Source organism: Frankia sp. CcWB3 (assembly GCF_977927595.1).
Genome location: NZ_CDWRCK010000229.1, coordinates 2,633 through 7,213, shown reverse-complemented (window position 1 = coordinate 7,213; position 4,581 = coordinate 2,633). Strand labels below are relative to the sequence as shown.

Below are 4,581 nucleotides of genomic sequence, written 5' to 3'. Positions count from 1 at the left end.
CCACCGCCCCGCGGCCATACGGACCCATGGCCGCACGGACACCGCACCCGCAGAATGCGCATGGCAGCGGCGTGGATGCAACATGCAACACAACCTTCACGGTTGTCGACCGATAGCGATGAAGATGCTACTTTCAGTTCACACCTTGGGCGAGAGGAGAGAGGGTGACGATCATCGCCATCACGCCGCATCGAACGCCCGTACGTACCACCGTCGCGATGATCAGCATCCTCGTTCTCACCACCGTCCTGATCGACGCCGGCCTGGCCGGATCCGCCGTGGCCGGCACCTGCCCGACGGCCGAGCCCAGTGACGTAGGGAAGACGGGGAAGATCGAGAAAACCGAAAAGATCGAGAAAATCGAGAAAAACTGTCCCAATGGGGACGATGCGCCGCCGTTCGGCTTTCTCGATCTCGTCGACGCCTCCCCCACCGGCATCCGCGTCGCCGGCTGGGCCATCGACCCGGGGGACCTCAGCCGCCCCCTGGCCGTAACGATCATTCTGGACGACGTCGCCACCGCCACCGTCATCGCCGACCGCTCCCGTCCCGACGTCGCCCGGGCCCACCCGGGCGCCGGCCCCGACCACGGCTTCGACACCACCGTGGCCGCCGCACCCGGCACCCACACCGTCTGCACCGCCGCGGTGGACATCGGCCCGCTCGGCTCCTTCCACCGGCAGAGCCTCGGCTGCACCACCGCGACCGTGGACGCGCCCGCCGTCGACCACACGCCCTTCGGCTACCTCGACCTCGCGACGCCCAACCCGTGGATCACCGCCGGCTGGAGCAGCGTCCGCGTCGCCGGCTGGGCCTACGACCCCGACGCCCCCGCCGACCCCCTCACCGTCACGGTCACTCTCGACGGTGCCACCGCCGCCACCGCCACCGCGGACACCTCCCGACCGGACGTCGCCCGCTTCTACCCCGACGCCGGCTCCGACCACGGCTTCGAGACCACCGTCATCACCAGCGCCGTCCCGCACACGGTGTGCGCCTACGCCACGAACGCCGGGCCCGACGGCCCCATCCGGCATCAGCTCGGCTGTGCCACCGTCTCCTGGCTCCCCTGACCGCTGCTGGTCCCCCTGACCGCATACACAGCACACTGACCGCACGCACAGCACACCAGCATGCCCCACGGGGACCGCACCCGGACCCGTCCAGCCATCCTGGCAGCCCAGAAAACTTGACAGGGTTACATGGCGCTGTTTATCTCTACATGTTCGTGTGATGGAAGCCGGTGTGATTCCGGCATGGTCGCGCCACTGTGACCGGCCCGTCCGTCCTGGACGGTCTCGGAAGTCAGACCCATTACCCGAACCCGTCCTACCCGTGGAACGCGTGATTCCAGTGGAGGTTCTCCTCATGGCGCACCCCGCCGTCTCCCCCGCACCGCTCGCCCAGCCGGCACTGCCGACCCTGCCGACCATCCCGCTGCGTGAGCTGGTGCCCTTCCTGCTCTTCGGCGGGCTGCTGGCGCTGCTCGGGCTGTACTTCGTCGGCGCCGAGCAGGGCGCGCTGTCAATCTTCGGCGGGAACTACGTCCACGAGTTCGTGCACGACGCCCGCCACCTGCTCGGCTTCCCCTGCCACTGACGCCACTGACGCCTCCTCCCGCTCTGTTCCAGCAAGGAGACGCTGTGGCACGAACACTGTTGATCCGTGGCATGCTCGTCGGTCTGGTCGCCGGCGTGCTCGCCTTCATCGTCGCGAAGACCCTCGGCGAGAGCCAGATCGGTCACGCGATCACCTTCGAGTCGGCGGGCGAGAGCTCCACTCATGCGCACGAGGCGGTGGGTCTCGCCGCTCACGCGCACGAGGAGTCCGAGCCGGTGTCCCGGACCGTGCAGTCGACGCTCGGTCTGTTCACCGGTCTGCTGCTCTTCTCCGTCGCCATCGGCGGCATGTTCGCCCTGGCGTATGCGTGCGTGCAGGGCCGCCTGGGCGCCCTCGGGCCCCGGGGGACGGCCGCCCTGGTGGCCCTCGCCGGGTTCACCGCGGTCTACCTCCTGCCCGATCTGAAGTACCCGGCGAATCCCCCCGCGATCGGCAATCCCGACACGATCGGCCGGCGGACCGTCCTGTACTTCCTCATGATCCTGATCTCGGTGATCGTCGTGGTCGGGACGGGTGTGGCCGCGCGGCGGCTCGGCGGCTGGAACGCGACGATCGCCGCCGTCGTCGGCGGGCTGGTGGTCCTGGGCGTCGTCTACGCCGTCCTGCCCCGCGTGCACGAGACGCCGGAGGGCTTCCCCGCCGACGTGCTGTGGCGGTTCCGGATCGCCTCGCTCGCCATCCAGGCGACCGTCTGGGCGGCCATCGGCCTGCTGTTCGGCGCGTTGACCGAACGCGCGTCCCGACGTGCCGCGGCCCCCACCAGCGCGATCGGTGCGATCGGTGCGATCGGTGCCGCCGGTGCGGCTGGCCCTGGTTAGTTGCGCGCCGACCGCGGCCCTGCGGGCCGCCCGGTTCCCTGTCGACGAACCTCTCGACGCCGACGGGCTGCGCCGAGCCGTCGGCGCCGCCGAGGCGGTCGCGGCCGGCGCGCTTCCCGCGACGGGAGGGGTGCTCTGCGACGGATCCGCGCGGGCCTGTCAGACCGCCGCCGCCCTGGGCCTCGGTGCCCGCAAGGGTGACGTCACCATCCCGCGGGCCCCAGGCCCACCCATCGTCCCCAAGGTGGATCCGGCCCTGCGCGACCTGGACGTCGGGGCGTGGCGGGGGCGCAGCCTGGACGAGATTCCCCCGGACGAACTGCGCCGGTGGCACAGCGATCCGGCGGTGGCCCCGCCGGGCGGCGAATCCCTACTGAGCTTGCTTGGCCGCGTCGAGAACTGGCTGGCCCGGCGAAGCACCGAACCGGGCCACATCATCGCGGTGACCCATCCAGCGGTCATCCGGGGCGTGCTCGTGGCCGCCCTGCGCTGCCCGGTCGAGATGTTCTGGCGGATCGACGTCGCCCCGTTGACGGCGACCCTCCTGCACCGTCGGATCGGCGCGGACGGTCATGACGGCACGACCGGCACTCAGCCGAAAACGGAGGGTGCCGCGACCGGAACCAGGACCGCGACCAGGACCGGAACCGACTGGACCTTGACGCACGTCTGCCGCCCGCTCTAGCGAGATCCACCGGATCCGGCGTCCGCCGGCGTCGGCGTCAGGGTGTCGTGGCCAGCACGCCCGGATGCCGACAAATTTCTTAAATATTAAGAATTGTCAAGTTAGATCAGTTTCCCGGCCCGGCCGCGAGGCTGCCGCGGCCCCTTGACGCGCGGCACCGTCCGGATGGAATCATGGCCGTGGGCCCGAACCCCCAGATGGCCCCAGGTGAGAGGCGGTCGGGTGGGTAAGCACGCGAAACCGGTAGCCTGCCCGACCTGCAACGGCAGCGGGAAGATCACCGTGACCAGCGACGGCAAGAACGAGACCGTCTCCTGCGGCGTGTGCAAGGGCTCAGGGAAGGCGTGAGCGTCCGCCGGGTGAACCGCGAGGACTTCATCCCGGATGAAATCTGGGTCCGGGACGAGGACGGGTTCTTCTTGGTCCCGCTCCGGCGCCAGGATGATCCACAGCGGTGGTCGAAGCTGTGCCGCGGCGACGACGGGATCACGACGCAGGTCGACGACGGGACGGGCAGGTACGACGGTAGGGACGTCATACCGACCAGTTCCAGCAGCGCGCCGTGGGTCATGGCCCGGATGCTTGACCTCCTCGATGTGCGGGACGGGATGAACGTCCTCGAGATCGGTGCCGGGACCGGCTATAACGCGGCGCTGCTCGCCGAGCGGACCCCGACCGGCCAGATCACCACCATCGAGATCGATCCGGGAATCGCGGGGCAGGCCCGCGCGGCCCTCGCCAGAATCGGCCGTCCGGTGACGGTGGTCGTCGGGGACGGCGCGGCGGGGTTTCCCGGTCGGGCTCCCTACGACCGGATCATCGCCACAGCGTCGGTGGTTACCGTTCCCTACCCCTGGATCATGCAGACCCGGCCGGGCGGGCGGATCGTGCTGCCGTTCACGAGCGAGTTCGGTGGGGCGCTGCTGTCATTGACCGTTGCGGACGGCACCGCCTCGGGCCATTTTCATGATGAGGCGGGTTTCATGCGGCTGCGCGGCCAGCGGGCCGACAAACCCGTCTGGTGGCTCGGCGAGGACGACGCCGATGTCAGAACAACCTGCCGGTATCTGGATGAGCCCTTCGGGGACGCCGCGGCCGGATTCGCGGTCGGCCTGTGGCTGCCCGGCTGCACCACCGGGCAGATCGAGGAAGGCGGCCCAGCGAAAACACTTCTGCTGTCCCACGCGGCGTCACAGTCGTGGGCGTCACTGACCGCCGGGTCAGACGGGCAGTCGGACGGGCACGAGGTCACCCAGTATGGGCCACGACGGTTGTGGGACGAACTCGAAATGGCCTACGACTGGTGGGTGAACGCAGGACGGCCGTCCTGCACCCGCTTCGGGCTCACCGTCACCCCCGACGGTCAGACATCCTGGCTGGACTACCCGGAGCGGGTCATCCCGGCCTCGTGACCCCCGCGGACGAACCGGCGCGACGGCGAACCGGCGCGACGGCGAA

At 69.8% G+C, this 4,581-nt stretch carries 6 protein-coding genes and 1 riboswitch; all 6 genes read left to right on the top strand.

The genetic code is table 11. The annotated features are described in order from the left end of the window. The first annotated feature begins 164 nt into the window (after positions 1 to 164). Positions 165 to 1,073 (top strand): hypothetical protein, encoded by a 909-nt coding sequence (locus tag ACY5KJ_RS15960; RefSeq protein ID WP_462188975.1) that lies wholly within the window; start codon positions 165 to 167, stop codon positions 1,071 to 1,073. 135 nt (positions 1,074 to 1,208) lie between these two features. Then, positions 1,209 to 1,364, top strand: a riboswitch (adenosylcobalamin (AdoCbl) riboswitch). Positions 1,365 to 1,368: 4 nt separating this feature from the next. After that, positions 1,369 to 1,599 (top strand): CbtB domain-containing protein, encoded by a 231-nt coding sequence (locus ACY5KJ_RS15955; protein ID WP_462188974.1) that lies wholly within the window; start codon positions 1,369 to 1,371, stop codon positions 1,597 to 1,599. A 44-nt stretch (positions 1,600 to 1,643) separates the two neighbouring features. Continuing rightward, the gene (locus ACY5KJ_RS15950; RefSeq protein WP_462188973.1) at positions 1,644 to 2,438 is read left to right on the top strand and encodes a CbtA family protein; all 795 of its coding nucleotides are present in this window, start codon (positions 1,644 to 1,646) and stop codon (positions 2,436 to 2,438) included. Beyond that, the gene (locus tag ACY5KJ_RS15945; protein ID WP_462188972.1) at positions 2,419 to 3,123 is read left to right on the top strand and encodes a histidine phosphatase family protein; all 705 of its coding nucleotides are present in this window, start codon (positions 2,419 to 2,421) and stop codon (positions 3,121 to 3,123) included. Before ACY5KJ_RS15950 ends, ACY5KJ_RS15945 begins: the two co-directional genes overlap by 20 nt. 222 nt (positions 3,124 to 3,345) lie before the next feature. Continuing rightward, complete coding sequence (locus ACY5KJ_RS15940; protein WP_023842045.1) at positions 3,346 to 3,471, top strand: hypothetical protein; 126 nt, start codon at positions 3,346 to 3,348, stop codon at positions 3,469 to 3,471. Beyond that, positions 3,468 to 4,535, top strand: coding sequence for a methyltransferase domain-containing protein (locus tag ACY5KJ_RS15935; RefSeq protein WP_462203718.1), 1,068 nt, complete (start codon positions 3,468 to 3,470; stop codon positions 4,533 to 4,535). The genes ACY5KJ_RS15940 and ACY5KJ_RS15935 overlap by 4 nt, the downstream gene beginning before the upstream one ends. Positions 4,536 to 4,581 lie beyond the last annotated feature (46 nt).

What these genes read in the sequence shown, in the direction of transcription:
- ACY5KJ_RS15955 (WP_462188974.1), top strand. Translation starts at nt 1,369, where the DNA reads ATGGCGCACCCCGCCGTCTCCCCCGCACCGCTCGCCCAGCCGGCACTG.